This window comes from Staphylococcus petrasii (genome assembly GCF_002902565.1).
Taxonomy (GTDB): Bacteria; Bacillota; Bacilli; order Staphylococcales; family Staphylococcaceae; genus Staphylococcus; species Staphylococcus petrasii.
Genome location: NZ_PPRC01000118.1, coordinates 1 through 720, shown reverse-complemented (window position 1 = coordinate 720; position 720 = coordinate 1). Strand labels below are relative to the sequence as shown.

1 protein-coding gene is annotated in these 720 nt (G+C 22.1%); it reads right to left on the bottom strand.

Going from position 1 to position 720, the window contains the following annotated elements:
• On the bottom strand, positions 1–720 hold a 720-nt coding region (locus CD127_RS11740), incomplete at both ends, for an MFS transporter (protein ID WP_142381319.1).

The following is a 720-nucleotide window of genomic DNA, read 5'->3' as shown; positions in this document are numbered from 1 at the left end:
AACTAGCACTATGGACAAAAATATTATAATAATTAAAATTAAATATACATAAATATATATTTGCTTAGTATTACTATATATAATTCCTGAAATTGCATAACCTAAGGGTATTAAAAAAAGATTTAATGCATTATCAATACTAAAATATTTTCCTTTTATCTCTTCTGGTAAAATTAATTGCTGGTAAATTGAACTAGGTATTGAATATAAAGTAGAGGCTACTCCACCTACAAAACTTCCAATTACTAAAAATACAATAACGTATTTGCTTAGGATAAAAAATGGGATAATATTAATGCAGACAGTAACTCCCATTAAGAAGAAAGATATATAATAAAATTGATTGTACCCTTTCTTATTTAACCACTTAATACTTAGTGAAGTTAAAATAGTACCAATAGAAACAAATACCCCGATAAAACCAATATTTGAAGCTGATAAATTAAAAACAGTAACAATACTTGTTTGTTCTCCAATAGTAAGAAAACTGAATAGAAAATTGATTAAAAAAGATGTAATAAACAAAAACTTTAATAAACTATGTTGATTTAAGACTTTTATAACATCTTTAAAGCTTATAATAAAGTATGTTTTTTTATTATTTGTTGAAATGATTTTATGAGTTTTGTGAGTTTCAAATTTTAACAATATAATTAATATTAAACTTATAAATTCTAAAAACAATGCTAAAAATATAATAAAATTCACTTTACTTAGACT